Genomic DNA, 18,472 nt, shown 5'->3' on the forward strand with positions numbered 1-18,472 from the left:
CGGCATCCGCATATTGTTGGGTTAATTAAAACACTTACTAACGCCGTGTCCCTACGCTTAATATTAAGGACACGGCATCCGCATATTGTTGGGTTAATTAAAACACTTACTAACGCCGTGTCCCTACTGTTAATATTAAGGACACGGCATCCGCATATTGTTGGGTTAATTAAAACACTTACTAACGCCGTGTCCCTACTGTTAACTGCCTAATGAAACATTCTCAGGGAAGCAAACTTTTGTCCCTCCCAAACCACAGTAACCACCGGGATTTTTAGCCAGGTACTGTTGATGGTAAGCTTCCGCATAATAAAATTCGGGAGCATCTAAAATTTCAGTGCTGATCTTTCCGTAACCTGCTCCTTTGAGCGCTTGATCGTAAGCAGCTTTTGATGCTGACGCCAGCTTTTTTTGCGACTGGGAATAGACATAAATTCCCGAACGATATTGCGTACCAACGTCGTTACCTTGGCGCATTCCTTGGGTCGGATCGTGACTTTCCCAGAACACTTTCAACAGTTGTTCGTAACTAATGACGTTCGGATCGTACACAACAAAAACAACTTCATTGTGACCCGTCATGCCCGTACAAACTTCTTGATAAGTGGGGTTTGGCGTCACTCCCGCAGCGTAGCCAACTGCGGTGGTATAAACTCCATTCAGTTGCCAAAATTTGCGTTCTGCACCCCAGAAACACCCCATGCCAAACATTGCCATTTCCATTCCCTCTGGAAACGGGGGCTTTAATCGATTACCGTTGACAAAGTGCGTCCCAGGGACTGGCATTTGTTCTGCCCGTCCCGGCAAAGCTTCTTCAGGTTTAGGTAGGGTTAGCTTTTTGCCAAATCCGAATAGCATAATTTACTCTGATCCTGATTTGTGAAATAAGTGTTTACATTACTTAATATAAGACTCTATGAGGATCGGCTTCAAGGAGAGTTGGCAGAACAAGCTCTCGCCTTTACAGCGGATTGTGCCTTTTGTGTAGCGGCAGCCTTAAGGCTGCCGCTACACAAAAGGCGCATACGGCTGCAATCTGCTATAATATCGTTGACCGTTGCTAAGGAATTACGACCTGTAGGGGCAATGAGCAATTAGCAATTAGCAATTAGCAATTACCAATTACCTTTTTTCAATCGGCACGTAGGGCATAGAGTGATCGCCGGTGTAAATTTGGGTGGGGCGGAAGATGCGGTTTTCTGCCAGTTGTTCGTTCCAGTGGGCTAGCCATCCGGCGACGCGAGCGATCGCAAATATCGGCGTAAACAAATCGGTGGGTATCCCCATTTTCCGATAAACCAACCCGGAGTAAAAATCGACGTTCGGGTAAATTCCCTTATGACTGAGTTTTTCCTCTATCACTCGCTCTAACTCCAGGGCGATGTCATAGTATTTGTCGTAGCCGAACTTTTCAAACAACTGTTCTGCCAGCTTTTGCAGAATCGTGGCGCGGGGGTCTTTGACTTTGTAAACTCGGTGTCCAAACCCCATAATCTTGGATTTGCGTTCGATGCAATTCTCGATGTAGGGGCGGACTTTTTCCACCGAGCCAATTTCTTCCAACATATCGATTACTTCTTCATTTGCCCCGCCGTGCAAAGGCCCTGCCAGGGTTCCTACGGCTGATGCTACTACTGCATAGGGGTCGGTTAACGTTGAAGCGGTGACCCGGGCGGAGAAAGTCGAGGCATTCATTGTATGCTCGGCATGGAGCGTCAGACAGATATCGAAAATCCTCGCTGCCAAGGGGTCGGGTTCCCGCTCGTTCAACATGTACAAAAAGTTGGCAGAATAGTCCAAGTCATCCCGGGGTTGAATCGGGTCGTTGCCTTTCCGCATCAGTTGGAACGCCGCCACCATCGTGGGAATTTTTGCCACCAGCCGCACCACCGCTTGACGAATGTAGCTTGGGTCTGGTAATGCGCGCCGCGAATAGAACAATCCCAAAGCCGCAGCGGAAGCTTGCAGCGCATCCATTGGGTGACCAGTTTCGGGAAAGCATTTCATCATGTCCCGGATGCGGTATTTAATCCGGCGGTGGTAGCGGATATCATGCTCGAAGGCAAGGAGTTCTTCCTTAGTGGGAAGTGCGCCCCAGATTAACAGGTAAGTGGTCTCAAGGAAGGTACTTTTCTCTGCGAGTTCTTCGATGTTGATGCCCCGATATTCCAAAATGCCCTTTTGTCCATCGACGTAACTGATACTGGATTGGGCAGCGGGGATGTTTTCTAAACCTGGTTTGTACTCGCAAATAGCAGTCATGTTGCCAGCCGTGGGAGGAGAACACTACACTCAGGTTACGTTACCAGAAAACTTGGGGAGCGATCGCATTTTCACCAGGATTATTTAACTTCTGGGGGGTGTGGGGGGCTATAAGTCCCGCGCTGTACCGCCTAGCAGTCAGCGTCGGCAGGATGTCACTACTTCATCTTAGAGCAGCAGCCGCGGCGGTACGAGCCAGAATAGGTAACTATGACCTACAGGCGAACCAGTTTCCGGCAATGTCAACCCGATAACGCCAGCTTTTTTGAGAATCAAACTCCCACGGGGACTGCCCCAAACCAGGGTTTCTGCCCAATTGCCCAAGTTAGGTTCGTGACCCACCAGCGCCAAGCAACTACCGCCTCCCTGGTGCCAGGTTTCTAGCCAGGGAAGCCAGTTATAAATGTCACCATCGAATCCTAAATAATCTGATTCTTCCACCTGGGATGATAGACCAGCAGTTTGCAAAATCAGGGCGGTTTGGCGCGCCCGAACCAGCGGACTGGTTAAAATCAAATCGAAGTGCAGCTTTAACTGGGAAAGTCGCTTTGCCATCTTTTTGGTTTTCTGCGTCCCCTCATCGGTCAGCGGACGCTCCTCATCGGTTTCGTAGCTTTCCGGCGCTGCTGCAATCCCGTGGCGAATTAAGTAAAGTTCCAGCATATTTCTATTTTGAATTTTAGATTCTAAATTTTAGATTGAATCTCAAATCTGAAATCTAAAATCTGAAATTCCCTACTTATTTACCAGGGGATTATCCTTGGGGTTGACCAATTTCAGCAGCTTTTGCTTGATTTGGCTATCAAACAACTGCCATTTCATCCGGGCGTACTCTGGATTCTCGTTGCTACCGCCCAAAAAACCCATCGGGATTTCAAACCCACCCGCCATCATGCGTCCGCCGCCGAAAAAGCGTCCCTGACTATCTTGACCAAACGCTTCTTTGATAAATTCATCCGGGTCTAAAGTCAGCTTAGTGGTTCGCAGGGACCCAATTACCACTTCCAATTCTTCATCTTCGTCGTGAACGATGCCGTAGACTACTGCCGTGTGGACGTTTTCTTCTGTCACTAAAAAGTCTGCTGCTTGGGGAATGGCATCGCGGTCATCGTAGCGCAAGTAACCCACGCCAGCAATGGAGAAGTTATTTTGCACCACGCGGTTTTTCAGACTGCGCTCGATCACGTCCATCACGCGGCTAGATCTGGTCGCCTGTAGCACGGCATTGAGCAACTGATGGTCGTAAAATCGACTCAGATAGGCTGCGGCTAAAAATTCCTCTTCCTGAGCTTGCCTCAAACCGTTGGTATCCGACCGCAAACCGTGCATCAGGGCGGTAGCGCACTTGACGTGATCGCCCACACTGCTATCAAAAGACAGCAACCCCGCTTGCAGGTATTGGGTCATAATCGTGGCAGTTGCCCGGATATTGGGGCGAATATCGGCAAATTCCGCCTGCAGATCGGCTTGCATTTGGTGGTGGTCGATCACCACTGTAGTGGGAATCCCCGCTTGCTGCACCAAAGGCATTAACTGGCTGGTCGTTCCTTGATTATCAATTAAGACAAAGCCGCTATAGGCGGATAAATCTTTATTTTTGAGCGTTTGGCTCGTCCAGCGTTGCGCCGGTAAGTTAGTAAGCTTAACCAGGGCAATATTTTCTTGATGGGAAAGGGCGCCCGCGTAAACGATGTCGCACCCGATATTGTATTGCTGGGCGATTAATTTATACGCCCAGGCACAGGAAAGGGCATCGGGGTCTGGGAAATCTTGCAGAATCACGATTTGACGCTCATCCCGGTGTCGCTCTAACGTTTGCTGTAGTAACGACGCCCTTTCCTGTGCCAGATTTTTTGCCGGTGACCATCGCTGCTCGGTTTGGTTTTTGGTGTCAGCGGGCAATGGCGTCGTCGCACGCTCCTTGACTGCATCGGTATCTTCTGCTACTGCAAGCGCCTGTGCTACTGTCAAACGGTCGAGCTGCTTCAGGGAACGAGATTGCATAGGTTCTGGGAATATAAATGTATGGTATAGAAACTTCACTCAACTCGGCGCGAAAGTGAATTGCTATACTTAGATCTTCGCAAAAAAATCGGCAAACAACATACCTCCACCGGGCGGCTAGAACCGTACACCAGAGGCGAGAAAACCCTCTACATCTCCCCTTTAACAAAAAACCTGCACAGGGGGTGCAGGTTTGTTAAATGCCGATCACATATTTGCGCCACTCTTGATGCGAACCGCTCTTGAGGTGTTTGGCGACTTCAAAGTATAGACTGCTATAGGGTTTGCGGGGCATATATCTCAGGGGCATGTTGGCTTCGACGGGGGTGCGGTTTCCTTTCTTTATGTTACATCGGACACAGGCTGTGACCATATTTTCCCATGTATCGCCGCCGCCCCGCGAGCGCGGATTTACGTGATCCAGTGTTAAGTCGTCACCCGTATAACCACAGTATTGACAAGTGTGGCTATCTCGATGCAATATATTTCGGCGGGTTAAAGGAATTTCCTTGTAAGGCACCTGGACGTAGTGTCGCAGTCGGATCACCGTTGGTAGCGGATATCCGGAATAAACGTACTTGCCGTTATGCTCTATTTGTTCTGCCTTGCCCTTAATCAATAGAATGACCGCTCGACGCCAGCTAGTGATGTTGAGTGGTTCGTAGGAGGCATTTAATACCAGAACCTTGCCCATTGGGTAGCGATAGACAAAAGCTTTTATCAGTGATGGTAACACAGTACCCTCTGGGTCTGTCATCTTTGTGCAGGGGTGCAGGGGAGCAGGTGAGCAGGTGGGTAGGTGCGATTGTAAGAGAGATTTAAGGAAAAATTATCGCTTACAGGGGAAAAGCAATTTTTATCAACTTAATTTGCTCACCTGCTCACCCGCTCACCCGCTCACCCGCTCCATTGCCAGTGCTTTCAATACTTCTTGGTCAATCGCTGCTAGTAAGCTCTCTGAACTGGAATATACACCGGGGGTGTAAGCGCGGGAACTCACGCCTTGCTGGGTTAACTCGCAGATTTCCCAGTCTTGTCGATTGGTTAAGTCCCAAAGCTCTACCGCATCAGCGGGGTCAAAACCCGGTTGTGCCATTGTATTGGGGTCGAATAACCATTCGCAAACAATGCGCGTTTGGTTCGGACTTTGGGGCCATAATGTATGAAACATTACATAATCCGGATGAAGGCTGAGCAATAAATTGGGGAAAATTGAATAATAGTAAACTCGTTTTAAGTCTTCTCCACCCACTTCGCCTAAAGGTTTTCCGCAACGCTTACCGCTGATTGTCAGACTAAGGGCGTTATCGTTAAGTTTCATAAATCCCCCCAGGATAGCGCCAGAAAATAAATCGTTTTCGCCGCTGCGATAGAAAGACATTTGAGCAAGTTTTGGATGCACGAGGGGGCAATGATAGCATTCGGAATAATTCTGAAGTATCAGTTTCCAGTTTGCTTGGATGTTGTATTCGATGCGTTGAGCAACTCGAAGTTTGGGCAAATGCCACTGGGTAAATTTATTAATTAACGGCGCAAAGGCGTTGGCGAAGGGTTCGGGATTGGGTGCGAGGTTGAGAAAGAGAAATCCTTCCCATGTTTCTATTGCCACCTTGTGCAGCGGGTAATCTTCTTTGCAGAAATAGTCTAATTCGTTCATTAATGGTGCTGCATTTAATTCTCCGTCTAAGTTATAACTCCAGGCATGATAGGGACAGGAAATTGTATTGTTAAAAGTTCCTTGAGATTGCTGGCATAAGCGCGTGCCGCGATGTCGGCAGACGTTATAAAAGGAGCGCACTTCGCCGTTGTTGTTGCGGACTACAATAATACTTTCAGTGCCAATATTAACGAGCAAGTAGTTACCTGGGTGGGGAATTTGTTCGCCACGTCCGATGCATAACCAGCGGGAGTTGAATATGCGCTCTCTTTCTCGCTGGTAAATTTCTGCGGATGTGTAGTATTCTCCCGGTAGGGTTTTAGCACCGGCAATTAAGGTTGATGCTGTTTTGTGAAATTGGGTCATTGCTAATTGCTAATTGCTAATTGCTAATTGCTAATTGGTAATTGCTAATTGCTAGAATATTTTCTCTCATTCAGTAAATATGTTGTCATTTCGCCTTTGCCTTTGACTTGGATGATGCCTCGGTGTTGAAAATGATACTTATGCTGTAATAATTCATAAGTGAAACCAGATACTTGGATGTGACCGGGGATGCCTTGGGATTCCATACGACTGGCAATATTGACAGTGTCGCCCCAGAGGTCGTAAATAAACTTTTTAATACCTATGACACCTGCAACGACAGGACCGCTGTGAATGCCGATGCGGATATTTAAGGCGATGCCGGTGGTATTGGTAAATTTTATGATGGCTTGTTGCATGTCTAGCGCCATTTCTGCGATCGCTTCTGCATGATCGCCTCTCGGCATCGGTAAGCCAGAGACTACCATGTAAGCATCGCCTATGGTTTTAATTTTCTCCAATCCATGGCGATCGGCTAAATGGTCAAAGGCAGAAAATATTTGATTGAGTAAGTTTACCAATTCTGTGGGAGCAATGCGGGATGATAGTTGGGTAAAGCCAACAATGTCGGCAAATAAGACGCTGACTGACTCGAAACTATCGGCGATTGAACCTTGCTCTTGCTTCAGGCGCTGTGCGATCGCTTCTGGTAAGATATTCAGCAGCAGTCGCTCGGATTTTTCTTGTTCGAGGCGCAAAGCTGCTTGAGCTTTTTTGCGATCGCTTGCTTCCATCGCCAAGGATGCCATATATCCCAAATAACTGGCAAAGTTTTCTTCTTCCAGCGTCCACTCGCGGGGATATCCGACATGTTCGTGACATAATACTCCCACGGTTCGTTTACCCAACCGAATCGGCACATCTAACATCGAGTATATCCCCAATGAAGGTAGATAAGACGCCGCAAACTCGCAAGTGCGAGGATCCGTATGTGCATCATTGGCTGCGATCGCTCGTTCTGCGGCTTCCAATGCTTTAAAATATCCGGGATAGTCACTTGCACCCAACTCAAAATTTTTTGCATGTTGGTTTGAACTCAGTTGGTACAAATCTACGCAGTGAAGCTTTGAGCCATCTTCATTGTAAAACCAAACGCTAACTCGCTCGACGCCCAAGGTAAAAGCTGCTGTTTCGGTAATTTCCCGCAATGCAGCATCTAAATCTCCTTCGTAGAGAGGATGGCATTTTGATAATTCCATTAACGCCAGTTGTTGCAGTCGTAACTTGATATCGCTTTCCTGTAATATTCCTTCTGTCAGCTTGCGTTGAGCAATATCTTCCACAGTACCTTCGTAGTAAAGTAAGACGCCATTGTCATCTTTTACCGCGCGTGCGTTTTCCGATATCCAGGTAATGCTGCCATCTTTGCGATAAACTTGGGACTCAAACTGAGATATTGTATTGTGCTTTTCCATCGCCGCGATAAATTCGCTACGCCTGTTTGGATCTACATAAACTTTTAGTTTGATATCGTCGATGCTGGCGATCAGTTCTTCTGGGGAAGAGTATCCATAAATCCGCGCTAAAGTAGGATTGGCGCTGATATATTTTCCATCCGGTGTTGTTTGGAAAATCCCATCGGTGGAGTTTTCGTAGATGCTGCGAAATTTTTCTTCTGCTGACTGGGTCGATAATAATGCTTGCTGTAGTTTTTCTTTAGCCGCGCTGACCGTTTTAGCTGAATTGACTAATCTGATAATAATATATGCCGAAATTGTGCTGATAACAACTACATAAAATAACGAAAGCAGCATCCGGTACAAGTTGACTCTCTTTACAGCTTTTTCATAGTATTGATTGTAGACTTTGTAAACTTCCTCGCTGCGGTGCGAAGTCGGCTGCGATACTATGTCTTGTACTAAAGCATCTACTTTAGGCTTCTTTGTTAGAATCGTTTTTCCATGTAATATGACTCGCTCGATATCCGCACCGTTTACCTTGTCAGAATACTGACTTCTAGTTGTTAATAGCACCCCCAGTTGTCCCTGAATTTGCGGTGCGAGTTCTTCCCTGGGAGTTAAGTTATAAATTAAGACATCTCTTAATAAATTTTCCAGCCGTTCTGCGAGTCTTTCATCGCCTTTTCGGGATGCTTTTTCCGCTAATTCTGTAGTTAACGTCGGAAAATAATAAAGGGAATTTTTTAAAATCGATTCTTGGGATTTGAATTGCTCTATCAGTTGCTCTTTTTGTCGATAAGCTTCCCTTTGCAATTCCAGCAGCTTTTTGATTTTAATTTGCCCCGATTGCTCGATAAAATTAGGTATTTGATTTAATCTTTTCTGTCGTTTTTTCAGTTCGGCAAAGTTGTTAGCCAGTGGGTCGTAGTAGGTTAGCAGTCCAGAGCGAGATTTAACCACATCCTGATTTAGCAGGGCATCTATTTCTTTAATTCGCAGTAGATTGCTGGTAAAATTATCGTGCTGCTGGAAATCTAAATTCCGGGTTTGATGAAACAGAAATACGAACAGACACAAGGCAAGCGAGATGAGGAATATTAGAATAACATTAAATAACTTCATAACGGCTTCCCTTGATATTCCCCCGTCAGAGTCGTCAGAAACTTGACGATCAAATCAACTGTTTCTTTTGACAACTCGCGTCCCAATTGATATTTAGCCATAATCGCGATCGCTGACTCGAGGGTTGCGGCTGAACCATCGTGAAAATAAGGCGCTGTTAGGGTAATATTCCGCAGGGTAGGAACTTTAAAAACATATCGATCTTCTTCCTTTCCAGTAATGTTAAACCGTCCGAAGTCTGCTTGAGTAATCTTGCCGCGATCGGTAAAATAATCCCCCATTATTCCAAACTTTTGCAACAGATTCCCACCCAAATTTACTCCCTGGTGACAGGAAACACAACCATAAGTTTTAAACCGGCGATATCCTTCTTTTTCATCCTCAGTAATGGCGCTAACATCGCCGCGCAAAAATTTATCGAAGCGCGAATTAGGAGTAATCAGCGCTCGCTCAAACGTCACGATCGCATCAACAACGTTGTCAGATGTAATTCCGTCCTTATATATTTGGCTAAAGACTTTTACATAATAGGGCGATCGCTTCAGCTTGCCGATAATTTCATCCCAAGAAGAAGCCATTCTTTGTGGGTTTTTGATAGCACTATCGAGATGCTCTTCTAAAGTATCGAAACCCCCATTCCAATCTTGTCTAAAATTAAATCCGCTGTTAAATACAGTAGGCGAATTAACAGAATTTATTACCCCATTAACGCCAATTGAACGCACCAATCTATCTACACCACCCGTACTCAAGTTGTGGCAACTAGCACAGGAAATAGTATTTGTATGGGATAGTTGGGGTTCGTGGAAAAGTGTATCCCCCAGTGCTACCTTTGTTTTATCCTGTTGCACCACGCTCTCAATTGGTTGGATCGGTTCGTTGACCGTACTGACTTGGGTTACCCTATTGTCAGCGGTTTCTATCTGGGGTTCCTGTCTGTGGTATGTTTGCTGCCAAAATGCCATCGCGATCGCCATCGGTACAATCGCCACCAATATGATAGAAAACCGTCTAATTAATCGTTGATTGAAGTAAAACAACATGGGTAATCGGTCATGGGTAATGGGTCATGGGTACAATCAAAAACTAACCCCCCAGTTGCCTTACTTGCAAGGTAAAAGAGAGAATAAAAGTTGCTAGTTAATAGTTGTGACAGCGGTAATGGGTAATTGGTAATTGGTAATTGGATTAACAGGGTTTTGCCGTCAGCAGTCAGAAACCCGGTTTCTGCGTCGATTTCTCCGTGTCAAACCCAGGATAATTGCTGGAAACCGGGTTTGTTTGGCGTCAGAAACCCGGTGTCTGCGTCGATTTCTCCGTGTCAAACCCAGGATAATTGCTGGAAACCGGGTTTGTTTGGCTCGATGTAACTAGCAACTTATGTTAATAGCACAAAAGGGTTGATTGGGAATAAACCCAGCTAAACCAAGGGAATTTCTTGTTCTAATAGCTGGGAGGCAAGAATAGGAACTTTTTTCCCAATTAGCAGATAAGTCGTCATCTCGCCTTTACCTTTGACTTGAATCGCGCCTCGCTGCTCAAATATATAATTATCTCGCAACCGCTCGTAAGTTGCCTCTGTCACCTGAATGCACCCAGGTATTCCTTGAGATTCCATGCGGCTGGCAATATTGACAGTATCGCCCCACAAATCGTAGATTAGTCTTTTAATGCCAATTACCCCGGCAACCACGGGGCCGGTGTTAATGCCGATGCGGAGGCTAAAAGCTTTACCATGTTTGGCGGTAAATTGAGCGATCGCTTCCAGCATATCCAACGCCATTTCGGCGACAGCTTCGGCGTGATTCGTTTGGGTTAACGGCAGTCCTCCCGCTACCATATAAGCATCCCCAATTGTTTTGATTTTTTCCAACCCATGCTGTTCTGCTAAATTATCAAAGGTTGAGAAAATCTCGTTTAACAGCGAAACCAGTTGCGTTGGCGGAATTTCAGAGCAAATCTGCGTAAAGCCAACCAAATCGGCAAACAAAACGCTTACCTCTGCAAAGCTGTCGGCGATAGTATCTTCTGCCAGTTGTAACCGCGCGGCAATCGGCCCTGGCAAAATATTCAATAGCAGGCGCTCGGATTCTTCCTGTTGATAGCGCAAAGCTTCTGCTACTACCTTGCGCTCGGTGATATCTTCAACCGTGCCTTCATAATAAAGCAGGTTGCCCTCGCTATCATACACTGCACGCGCCGTTTCTGAAATCCAAATCGTGCTGCGATTGGCGCGATAAACTTGCGATACAAACCTTGACACGGTATCGTATTTGTGCATTGCAGAAACAAACTTAGCATATCGGTTGGGGTCAACGTAAACTTGCTGTCCGATGTTAGTAATATTCGCCATCAGTTCTTCCGCACAGCGATAACCATATAGTTTAGCCAAGGCGGTGTTGGCGCTAATGTAGCGTCCGTCAACGCTACTTTGGTAGATTCCCTGTGCGGCGTTCTCAAAAATCTGGCGATATTTCGCTTCTGCTTGTCGCAGTGCTTGTTCAACTTGCTTGCGAGAGGTAATGTCGCGCACAACGGCACACAGTACTTGCTCCCCACCGGATAAAATCAAGCTGGCAGATACTTCCACTTGCAATAAGGAACCATCGCGACGGCGGTAGCGCCTCTCGCCGATAAACAGGTGTTGTTCTGCTAGGATACGTTGAACATCATGGTGGATGCTTTCGCGATCGCAGGCAATAAAATCGTAGATTGTCAGCCTTAAAATATCATCAGAGTAACCCAAAAGTTGCCGAAACGCGGTGTTGGCTTCTAAAATGCGTCCTGTTTGGGCATCAAATAGAAAAATACCTTCCGAACTTTGTTCGATGACGGCGCGGTAACGTTGTTCGCTTTCCTGTTGCTGGCGCTGGGAATGTTCCAATGCTGCCAGCATACTATTAATCGCGTCCGCCAAGCGGGATAATTCATCGTTCCCACCGATCGATAAGCGCGCTGAAAGGTTGCTACACTTACTTATGCGACTCACGCCAGCACTCAAACGCGCTATCCGAAATAAAACTAATCGTTCCACCAAGAACAAGGTAACGCCACCAAAGATCGGGATTGCCACCAAAACGGATAGGATCAAATAGCGTTGGCTCCTTTGACCAAACTGGTAAATGTTTCCCTCGACTTCTACCCGCAGCAATAGCGCTGGTTTGCCGTAGATGTCGTTGATAATGGTATAGCCTGCCATCGCTCCCCCCGACAGGGAACGAACTAAAATCGGGTATTGGGTATAGTCTCTCTCTCCCTGGTTCTGCCATTTCTGATTTACTAAAGCCTTTCCCACCGCTTGCAAGTCGGGGGGCATTTTGTCATCATCCATCCGGTAGATTGTCACCGCCGAACCAACAGTTCGAGTTAATCTTTTAATTGCCAGCGCGTCTAAATAGCGCCCAAAAATCACCGTTCCTCGGTAAGAACCTGTCCCTTTACTGGTCAAAATAGGGTGGGAGGTAATTTGCAAAATCCCTTGCTTCACCAGCAAGATTCCGGATTGCTTGCTTTGAGAATTGGCATGTACCAAAAGCGGGTGATTGGCAGAAAGATGCCGTTGCCAGGAATTCTGCGATTTCGTGGGAAATTGGTATAACTCCTTTGGCAGGGGCGAAATTTGCCGCTTTTTCACATCGAACCCGCTGCCAAAGACAATTCTACCGGAGCGATGAACGTACAATACCAAGTTAACTTTTAGGTTAGCCAGGTTTTCTGCCATCAGATGCGATTCGATGTAATCTTTATTCCCATCTTCGATAAAGCTGTATGTTTCATCCCAAGCAGACCAATCGACAAACCGGGAATTAAAGTCTTGCTGGTTTTGCGCGAAAATACTCAAAACTTCCTTAACGACTTGACGGGTATGCTGTTCTTCTGCTTTTTGGATGCTGCCCGATAAAATCGTTGATGAAGTTGCGTACAAACCGCCAACCAACCCGACAACTGTCGCGCCTATTACCACTATTATTTTGTGTCGCAGACTCATGAAATCTCAAGGCCCCTCGTGCTTGCAACACCCGTTTGATCGCTCTTCCACCGTGCTTTATTTGTCATTTTGTCCGAAAATTGCACAGAAAACTTGCGTACTATTGCGGATCTAAACTCTTCTACTCTTGTGTAAATACCGCTATGTCGATAAACTGCCTGGTTAATCCAGCTAATCGGAAGTAGGGATAGACTTGGCTAGCATGTCACTTGTGAAAACGAGATCTGAGATCTGTAGTTAAAGCTTGCCCCTACAGAAGCCAAAAATGGGCGCAAATAGAGGAGTGAACCGCAATGTTAGACGATCTAAATACCCCTGTCAGTTCAAGTATTATCGACCGGGATACCCCGCCAAAAAAGACCGAGCGAGTAGAAATTCCACCCCGTCACAGCATCAGTGCCAGAGAGCATCTTCTACAACAGGAGATTAGCTCAACCGAGCTGCGCGAACGCGCCTGGGTGGAAATTGATTTAGCAGCTTTAGCCCATAACGTGCGACAAGTCAAGCGTTTGCTATCGGTGAATGCACAACTAATGGCGGTGGTAAAAGCGGATGCTTACGGTCATGGCGCTGTGACTGTCGCCCAAACTGTCTTGCAACATGGAGCCACTTGGCTGGGAGTCGCAACCATTGGCGAGGGCATCGAACTGCGAAAAGCTGGCATTGATGCACCTATTCTTATCTTAGGCGCTACTCATTCCCCAGAGCAAATTCGCGCGCTGGCTCATTTTTCGCTTCAACCTACCCTCGTCTCCCCCCAACAAGCGAGGGTGTTTGAACAAACTCTCAGTTCCCTGCATCAATCCGGAGCAGTACATGTCAAATTAGATACCGGCATGTCGCGTCTGGGCGTGCCGTGGCAGCAGGCGGTAGAGTTTTTACAGCTTGTTTCCCGCTGTCCCCACCTGCGAATAGCCAGTATATATTCGCACCTAGCAACCGCCGATAGTCCAGACCCAACGGTGATGCAACTGCAACAGCAGCGGTTTGAGAATGCGATCGCCAACCTGCGCGCCGCCGGAATCAATATACCCCGCCTGCACCTAGCCAACTCCGCCGCCACCCTCACCGATCCGCAATTGCACTACGATCTAGTGCGGGTAGGCTTGGGTATTTACGGACTTTACCCAGCACCCCACCTGCAACCAACGATTGACCTCAAACCCGTTCTACAAGTAAAAGCACGGGTTACCCAAGTAAAAATTATTCCCCCAGGAACCGGCGTTAGCTACGGTCATCAATTCATCGCCGATCGAGAAATGCTACTGGCGGTAGTTGGCATTGGCTACGCCGATGGCGTCCCCCGCAACCTTTCCCACAAAATGAAAGTCTCTATCCGAGGTCAGATGATACCCCAAATAGGAGCAATAACGATGGATCAGTTGATGCTCGATGCGAGTGCGATTCCTGACTTGCAAGTGGGCGAGGTAGTTACCCTCTTGGGACAAGATGGCAATAATTTTATTTCAGCCGATGATTGGGCTGCCACTTTAGGAACCATTTCCTGGGAAATTCTCTGCTCATTCAAGCATCGCCTACCCCGCGTCGCCGTGAGCAGGTGAGCAGGTTAGGTGTCAACGATCCTGGTAGGGAACATCAATCAGCGCCTGCCCTCAACGAGAAGGTTTTCTCCTACCGTGCCCCAAAAACGCCTGCCCTCAACCAGAAGGTTTTCGGTCGCCGTGCCCCAAAAATCAATTTTTGCTTGCTCAGCGCAGGTGATACCGAATCCGTCTGCATCGGAATTATAGACGTTTTCCATCGTGTCAACGATCCTGGTAGGGAACATCAATCAGCGCCTGCCCTCAACGAGAAGGTTTTCTCCTACCGTGCCCCAAAAACGCCTGCCCTCAACCAGAAGGTTTTCGGTCGCCGTGCCCCTACAACCAATTTTTGCTTTGCGTCACCGCGTCCTCTTCCAAATCCCACCTGCCCACCTGCCCTAAATCTATCTATGGGTCTTTGACAGATATCGTTTGATATGCTATTGTACATGAGTCTAACTAAGAATCAATCTTAAACAAAAGGCGCTCAACTCTCCGTTGTCAACATGCGGAGAGCAGCGCCAGTAGTTGATTGCATTTTTCTCTGGAAAGACTAATAAATAATCAATGCCAAATTTACCATGAGTAGATTTGGTTGTCTCGCTTGCAGAAAAAATTTGTGGAAATAGGGGCGGGTTAGATCCGTATGACTGTGGGGAAACAGCTGGTATGGGATAACCCGTCCCGATGGAATTAAAACTTGTTCAAGCGCCAACTTGAGCGAGTTTTTTTATGCGACTTCAGCCGGAAGGGCGAGCAATTCGGTGTAGAGTTCGCTCAGTTGGTTAGCAACGCCATCCCAGCTGAACATTTTTTCTACCCGCTTGCGGGCATTGTGACCCAAAAGACTTCGCCATTCGGGGTTAGAGAGAATCGAGTCGATTGCACCGGCAAACGAGACTTCATCCTGGGGCGGACAGAGTAAGCCAGTTTCTTTCGACACAACGGTGAATTGAAGGCCGCCCACATCGCTAGCGACGACGGGGATGCCGCTTGCCATTGCTTCGATTGCCACTAAACCAAAAGGTTCGTAGTGACTGGGAACAACGCACAGATCGGCAGCACCGTAATAGTAGGGAAGTTCTTGTTCGCCGATGCGTCCGGGGAAGGTGGTGAACTCACGCATACCCAACTCGTTGACAATACCCTCGATGCGATCGCGCTCAATGCCATCGCTTTGACCGGGACGAGAACCGCCACCGATAATCAGATGGATATCAGAACGCAGTTGGGAAAGATTGACCGCACGCACCAAGGTTTCAATTCCTTTGCGGTAGTCAAAGCGTCCTACGTACAGCACCACCTTGGCATCCGGGTCGATACCCAGTTTGGTGTGCGCCTCTTGACGTGCAATCGAACCATACCGACGCACATCGGTACCGCAGGGAATGATATCGATATTGCCTTTGGTGGAAACCATCGTCCGCATGTGTTCTTTTTCCTGGGGACTGGTAGCGACAATCCGATCCCCTGTTTCCAATACCGCCTTTTCCGTCGCTAACCGAGTTCCGGCAATCAGGGGAATTGTGGTTACCGACTGGTACTTCACCGCACCCAAGGAGTGGTAGGTATGAACCTGCTTGCTGCCTTGAATTTTCTTTAGCTGCATCCCCACCCAAGAGGACAGCCAGTAGTTCGTGTGTACCAAAGGATAGGTAACCCCCGATTCCTGCTGAAAGTTAAGTATTTGTGCAACAAACGTTGGCAAATACTCAAAAAGATTGTCCCGTGGAATAAATTCCACCGGACCAGCAGTTAAGCGAATTGTGCGGCAATAGGGGCTATGTTCAACAATGTCTAATTGGTCGGGACTGGCTTTGCGCGTAAACATATCAACTTGCCATCCCTGCTTTGCCAGGGCTTCCCCTACCTGACGCACATATACATTTTGTCCGCCTGCTTCTTCCTTACCGATTTCAATCGCTGGATCGCCGTGGACGGAAATCAAGGCAATGTGCTTTTTGCTTGTTGTGACCATAGGTTTGTTGAGTTAAACGACAGCTGGAGCGAATTGGAGGACTGATTTTACTGTGCTGCCTCTTCTGCCCAGGGAACTTTGATAAATTTTCATTTTTTAGAGTAAAGCACAGCAGAAAGAGGGCGCATCAGCTAAGGGAGAGAATTTATCGCTCCCTGATATGAGACTTAAGGATGATTGCTGTTGGCTTCAATAGTTGCACGCCGTTCCCGGATGGAAACCGATGAGGAACCTGAAGGCGAGACAGATAAGTTCTCCTTGTTGTCCATACTCCAATCCGTTTCGTTGCGTAACTGATTTCTCTAGCCGATTGTTGGACAAGGGTCGCAACTGCGATTGGGTCAGCTTATGGGATCAGACATGCGATCGCCAATAATGCTAAGCGCGGTCTTGGAACGAAAATCATAACCTTTAGACCAACGAGTGTGCGTGTTAGGTAATTGTACCAGGAGCAAACAAAATATGCAAAGAATCCCCAGGGATTTAACTACCGAGGGTAAACTTGCCACGGCACAGGGTAGGACAGCGGCAAATTATTGGGGGGGTAAAGAACTTGACCGAGTGGGCGGATCGGATTTGTGCCGGATGGCGTTGTGGCAGTGGGTGTTGACGCGGCGCGAAGTCAAGCGTAAGCGCCCGCAGAATGACATCGGCGAACAGCTAGGCAACCTACTAGATGGGGAAAAATCAGCAGGTCGCCCGCTCAAACTGGTACGCACTCCCGTTGCTGCACCCGGGGCGAAGCTATTGTTTAAACGGCTGGTTTCTGAATTAAAAAACGACTAGAGTGAAAATTATTAGCTTAAAATACTGAAGTTCTGCTACAATATATTTTCGTCACCCTGGAGAGGTGGCTGAGTGGTCGAAAGCGGCAGATTGCTAATCTGTTGATGGACTCGTAAGACCCATCCGAGGGTTCGAATCCCTCCCTCTCCGTTTTAAGTTATGGGCGTTCCCAGGCGAACGCCTGGGGAACGAGGGTAAGGGGTCATAGTCCCTTACCTGCCCAAAGACGAGTCATTATTTGACACTCTCCCACTTAAAAGATGGGGGATTCTTGGCACGGGCGTGCGATCTTGCTCAGGCTTGTTGCCAAGTCGGAGTAGACGATCTTCTCACGCCTGCGCGTTTAAAGTTGACCTGTGTCCCACGGTACGACATTGATAACCAGTCTGTTTTAGCGCCTGAGCCAAAATATTGATTGCCGCCAAATTATGGTCTTGGTCTAGCAGGCATCCACATTCACAAATATGGGTGGGGAAAGACAGTGATTTTTTCACAGTTTTACCACAATTAGAGCATTTTTGGCTTGTATATTGCGGTGGTACAGATACCACAACCCGACCATACACTTTGCCCAAATACTCCAACCACTGCGTGAACTGCGACCCTTGCAGCATCGCTAATAACCATTTTTCCTTTTAGAAACGCGGCGCTGCAATCGCTGATGGAGCCTTTTCGGACTTACGCAGGTGACGGGGATTTTCTACTTTCTGACATTGAGAATCGGTATAGAAAGCTGACAATCCGACGTCCAACCCAATTGTTTTACCAGTGGGTTGAATGCTGATATTACGCACAAAAATTAACCATTTTCAGCATATTGACTGCGGTTAAAACCGCACCCATCGCATTTCATCCACCACGATTTATCTGGTGGATGAAATGCGACTGAACTATTAGGTAAGCAGCTCCTGGATGTCGGTCGTATGCTTTCTGCCAGAGTAGTCCCGGATACAAGAAAACAGAAAAACCGCCCGCGATACGTGCTGACGCACAAGCTTCGCGAAAGCACCCTGGCGTATCGCCCCATCCGTCTCTTGGGAGAGGAACTCAGAATTAGCTACAATAAAATCCCCAGTCAATTATCTGGCATAGAATTGCCACGGCACTGGGTACGACAGCGGCAAGTTATGAGGGGGGAACCCCTGGGAAATCAGCCGATGCTGATTCCAGAGACCGCGAAACTCCCAAGTATCCCACGGACTGACACGAGTCTCCTGAGGCGGTAACAGTGGGGATGCGATTGCGGTCACATTAACAAATTCTTGCTCTCCCCAAATCAGTATCATCAGCTTATCCTCACCGCAAAAGACCAAATATTCGGGCGAACGTTTACCCAAGTCTGCCCGTCAATAGTTAACTGAGACA

At 47.5% G+C, this 18,472-nt stretch carries 16 protein-coding genes, 1 tRNA gene and 1 pseudogene; 5 read left to right on the plus strand and 13 right to left on the minus strand.

Translation table 11 applies throughout. From position 1 onward, the window contains the following. The coding region (locus tag MiSe_RS40025) for a hypothetical protein (RefSeq protein WP_226591267.1) at window positions 1-213 on the plus strand (213 nt) is incomplete at its 5' end. Here the strand turns inward: MiSe_RS40025 and msrA are convergent. The 9 genes from msrA to MiSe_RS40070 form a co-directional block, all read right to left on the minus strand. After that, the gene (gene msrA, locus MiSe_RS40030) at window positions 202-861 is read right to left on the minus strand and encodes a peptide-methionine (S)-S-oxide reductase MsrA (protein WP_226591298.1); all 660 of its coding nucleotides are present in this window, start codon (window positions 859-861) and stop codon (window positions 202-204) included. The two genes, MiSe_RS40025 and msrA, sit on opposite strands and share 12 nt — an antisense overlap. A 261-nt stretch (window positions 862-1,122) precedes the next feature. After that, complete coding sequence (locus MiSe_RS40035; RefSeq protein ID WP_226591268.1) at window positions 1,123-2,262, minus strand: citrate synthase; 1,140 nt, start codon at window positions 2,260-2,262, stop codon at window positions 1,123-1,125. Between the two features lie 168 nt (window positions 2,263-2,430). Next, window positions 2,431-2,925 (minus strand): phosphohistidine phosphatase SixA, encoded by a 495-nt coding sequence (sixA, locus tag MiSe_RS40040; RefSeq protein WP_226591270.1) that lies wholly within the window; start codon window positions 2,923-2,925, stop codon window positions 2,431-2,433. Window positions 2,926-2,997: 72 nt separating this feature from the next. Next, window positions 2,998-4,266, minus strand: coding sequence for a DHH family phosphoesterase (locus tag MiSe_RS40045; RefSeq protein ID WP_226591272.1), 1,269 nt, complete (start codon window positions 4,264-4,266; stop codon window positions 2,998-3,000). A gap of 196 nt (window positions 4,267-4,462) precedes the next feature. Then, the gene (locus tag MiSe_RS40050; protein WP_226591300.1) at window positions 4,463-4,960 is read right to left on the minus strand and encodes an HNH endonuclease; all 498 of its coding nucleotides are present in this window, start codon (window positions 4,958-4,960) and stop codon (window positions 4,463-4,465) included. Window positions 4,961-5,155: 195 nt separating this feature from the next. Then, window positions 5,156-6,289 (minus strand): aromatic ring-hydroxylating oxygenase subunit alpha, encoded by a 1,134-nt coding sequence (locus MiSe_RS40055; protein WP_226591274.1) that lies wholly within the window; start codon window positions 6,287-6,289, stop codon window positions 5,156-5,158. 44 nt (window positions 6,290-6,333) lie between these two features. Then, window positions 6,334-8,811 carry an adenylate/guanylate cyclase domain-containing protein gene (locus MiSe_RS54215; RefSeq protein ID WP_226591276.1) on the minus strand — a complete coding sequence of 826 codons (2,478 nt, stop codon included), beginning with the start codon at window positions 8,809-8,811 and terminating at the stop codon, window positions 6,334-6,336. Further along, window positions 8,808-9,854 (minus strand): cytochrome-c peroxidase, encoded by a 1,047-nt coding sequence (locus MiSe_RS40065; protein ID WP_226591279.1) that lies wholly within the window; start codon window positions 9,852-9,854, stop codon window positions 8,808-8,810. Before MiSe_RS40065 ends, MiSe_RS54215 begins: the two co-directional genes overlap by 4 nt. Before the next feature lie 377 nt (window positions 9,855-10,231). Then, window positions 10,232-12,799, minus strand: a complete 2,568-nt coding sequence (locus MiSe_RS40070; RefSeq protein ID WP_226591281.1) for an adenylate/guanylate cyclase domain-containing protein — start codon at window positions 12,797-12,799, stop codon at window positions 10,232-10,234. Window positions 12,800-13,092: 293 nt separating this feature from the next. On the opposite strand from MiSe_RS40070, the gene alr reads away from it, so the two are divergent. After that, complete coding sequence (gene alr, locus MiSe_RS40075; protein ID WP_226591282.1) at window positions 13,093-14,361, plus strand: alanine racemase; 1,269 nt, start codon at window positions 13,093-13,095, stop codon at window positions 14,359-14,361. Between the two features lie 38 nt (window positions 14,362-14,399). On the opposite strand, the gene MiSe_RS40080 is transcribed toward alr, so the two are convergent. Beyond that, the gene (locus MiSe_RS40080; protein ID WP_226591284.1) at window positions 14,400-14,561 is read right to left on the minus strand and encodes a hypothetical protein; all 162 of its coding nucleotides are present in this window, start codon (window positions 14,559-14,561) and stop codon (window positions 14,400-14,402) included. A 1-nt stretch (window position 14,562) separates the two neighbouring features. Between MiSe_RS40080 and MiSe_RS40085 the strand changes: the two genes are divergently transcribed. Further along, window positions 14,563-14,745, plus strand: coding sequence for a hypothetical protein (locus tag MiSe_RS40085; protein ID WP_226591286.1), 183 nt, complete (start codon window positions 14,563-14,565; stop codon window positions 14,743-14,745). 328 nt (window positions 14,746-15,073) lie between these two features. Here the strand turns inward: MiSe_RS40085 and MiSe_RS40090 are convergent, their stop codons facing one another. After that, window positions 15,074-16,321 carry a glycosyltransferase family 4 protein gene (locus MiSe_RS40090; RefSeq protein ID WP_226591288.1) on the minus strand — a complete coding sequence of 416 codons (1,248 nt, stop codon included), beginning with the start codon at window positions 16,319-16,321 and terminating at the stop codon, window positions 15,074-15,076. A 462-nt stretch (window positions 16,322-16,783) separates the two neighbouring features. Between MiSe_RS40090 and MiSe_RS40095 the strand changes: the two genes are divergently transcribed. Both MiSe_RS40095 and MiSe_RS40100 read left to right on the plus strand, forming a co-directional pair. Continuing rightward, window positions 16,784-17,107 carry a hypothetical protein gene (locus MiSe_RS40095; protein ID WP_226591290.1) on the plus strand — a complete coding sequence of 108 codons (324 nt, stop codon included), beginning with the start codon at window positions 16,784-16,786 and terminating at the stop codon, window positions 17,105-17,107. A 58-nt stretch (window positions 17,108-17,165) separates the two neighbouring features. Then, a tRNA-Ser gene (locus MiSe_RS40100) sits at window positions 17,166-17,257 on the plus strand. 179 nt (window positions 17,258-17,436) lie between these two features. On the opposite strand, the pseudogene MiSe_RS54220 reads toward MiSe_RS40100, so the two are convergent. Both MiSe_RS54220 and MiSe_RS40115 read right to left on the minus strand, forming a co-directional pair. Next, window positions 17,437-17,883 (minus strand): annotated as a pseudogene (locus MiSe_RS54220) (RNA-guided endonuclease InsQ/TnpB family protein); the annotation flags it as partial. A 303-nt stretch (window positions 17,884-18,186) separates the two neighbouring features. Further along, window positions 18,187-18,393: a hypothetical protein gene (locus MiSe_RS40115; protein ID WP_226591296.1), complete on the minus strand. Its 207-nt coding sequence runs from the start codon at window positions 18,391-18,393 to the stop codon at window positions 18,187-18,189. Window positions 18,394-18,472 lie beyond the last annotated feature (79 nt).

It is taken from the genome of Microseira wollei NIES-4236, from assembly GCF_020521235.1.
In the GTDB taxonomy this organism is placed as follows: domain Bacteria; phylum Cyanobacteriota; class Cyanobacteriia; order Cyanobacteriales; family Aerosakkonemataceae; genus Microseira; species Microseira wollei.

Excerpts from the sequence above, each read along its gene's own strand:
- MiSe_RS40035 (WP_226591268.1), bottom strand. The coding sequence starts at position 2,262 with ATGACTGCTATTTGCGAGTACAAACCAGGTTTAGAAAACATCCCCGCT.
- sixA (WP_226591270.1), bottom strand. The coding sequence starts at position 2,925 with ATGCTGGAACTTTACTTAATTCGCCACGGGATTGCAGCAGCGCCGGAA.
- MiSe_RS40045 (WP_226591272.1), bottom strand. The coding sequence starts at position 4,266 with ATGCAATCTCGTTCCCTGAAGCAGCTCGACCGTTTGACAGTAGCACAG.
- MiSe_RS40050 (WP_226591300.1), bottom strand. The coding sequence starts at position 4,960 with ATGGGCAAGGTTCTGGTATTAAATGCCTCCTACGAACCACTCAACATC.
- MiSe_RS40055 (WP_226591274.1), bottom strand. The coding sequence starts at position 6,289 with ATGACCCAATTTCACAAAACAGCATCAACCTTAATTGCCGGTGCTAAA.
- MiSe_RS54215 (WP_226591276.1), bottom strand. The coding sequence starts at position 8,811 with ATGAAGTTATTTAATGTTATTCTAATATTCCTCATCTCGCTTGCCTTG.
- MiSe_RS40065 (WP_226591279.1), bottom strand. The coding sequence starts at position 9,854 with ATGTTGTTTTACTTCAATCAACGATTAATTAGACGGTTTTCTATCATA.
- MiSe_RS40070 (WP_226591281.1), bottom strand. The coding sequence starts at position 12,799 with ATGAGTCTGCGACACAAAATAATAGTGGTAATAGGCGCGACAGTTGTC.
- alr (WP_226591282.1), top strand. The coding sequence starts at position 13,093 with ATGTTAGACGATCTAAATACCCCTGTCAGTTCAAGTATTATCGACCGG.
- MiSe_RS40080 (WP_226591284.1), bottom strand. The coding sequence starts at position 14,561 with ATGGAAAACGTCTATAATTCCGATGCAGACGGATTCGGTATCACCTGC.
- MiSe_RS40090 (WP_226591288.1), bottom strand. The coding sequence starts at position 16,321 with ATGGTCACAACAAGCAAAAAGCACATTGCCTTGATTTCCGTCCACGGC.
- MiSe_RS40095 (WP_226591290.1), top strand. The coding sequence starts at position 16,784 with ATGCAAAGAATCCCCAGGGATTTAACTACCGAGGGTAAACTTGCCACG.
- MiSe_RS40115 (WP_226591296.1), bottom strand. The coding sequence starts at position 18,393 with ATGATACTGATTTGGGGAGAGCAAGAATTTGTTAATGTGACCGCAATC.